The following is a 1094-nucleotide window of genomic DNA, read 5'->3' on the forward strand; positions in this document are numbered from 1 at the left end:
GTTATTGCTTACACTGGTCTGAAATATGAGCAGCTATTAGGAAAGAATGAAACATCGGATTTATTAAGTTTGTGTGACGTAATAATTGATGGACAATACATTGATAGCCTCAATGATAACAAAGGCATAAGAGGTTCAAGTAATCAAAGAATTATTCCCATAACAAACAGACTTGACAGATTCCTAAACACAATGGCAACATGTAGTAGAAAGCAAGATAGAGTTGCCGACACGGCAGGTAATGTCACAGCTATTGGAATACCACATAAAAACAGATAATAAATCAATATGAGTAGAGACATAAAAGGGACTTCCCTTAACGAACTTAATGATGGACTTGAGCGTGCTGTACGCAGATGCAAAAATCAGCTCACAGCAGATATTGCCAATGCAGAGAGAAATGCTATAAATTCGGCAATAAGGATAAGCAACGAGAATATAAGACGTGCACAGCAAGAAACACAGTCACGCATCAATCAGGTGAACGACAATCTGTCTCGACGTATTGAAAATTCACAACTTCAACTTGGCGCAAGGATCGACGACCAATCCAGAAGATTTGCTCAAGAACTCCAAACTCTTGACAAACGTCACACTAAAGCTCTTAATGACCTGTCAAATGCAGTTGCCGAATCCATTGAGGCGCAAAATAATTACATTGAATCGCAAGTATCGAGGCTCGATAAAAACATAGGCATTCTTAACGCCGGTCTCAATGCGGTCAATCAAAGCATGAATGACTTGGCCAGAGAAACAAACGAACGATTCAGACAACAGCAAGGAGAAATAACCTCCATACAAAAGGATATCAAATCTATTTTTGAGCGTCAACAAGCCGATACTAACACAAAACTACTGGCGGCAGGTGCGGCTCTTGCTCTTCTGGACGCAATCAGAGAACGAACTGACGTGGCACGGTTTGCGCCGCAACAGTTGCTCGACAGCATTGCTCTTAAAGAAGAACGTCTACGTAATATCGGAGACAATCCCGACAGTTGCACAATTACCGATGCCAACAATCTTATAGATGAGGCTTTAGTAATGGAAAACGAAGCAATCAGGCGAAAAAATGAATGGGCCCCCCTTCATAAGGC

Annotated in this window: 2 protein-coding genes; both read left to right on the forward strand. The window is 41.3% G+C overall.

Annotated elements, in window-relative coordinates; genetic code table 11:
* On the forward strand, positions 1–279 hold a 279-nt coding region (locus C5O24_RS13640), incomplete at its 5' end, for a 4Fe-4S cluster-binding domain-containing protein (RefSeq protein WP_133165617.1).
* A gap of 9 nt (positions 280–288) precedes the next feature.
* Positions 289–1094: hypothetical protein (locus C5O24_RS13645; RefSeq protein ID WP_133165618.1), on the forward strand; the 806-nt coding region annotated here is incomplete at its 3' end.

It is taken from the genome of Paramuribaculum intestinale, assembly GCF_003024925.1.
Lineage (GTDB): Bacteria > Bacteroidota > Bacteroidia > Bacteroidales > Muribaculaceae > Paramuribaculum > Paramuribaculum intestinale.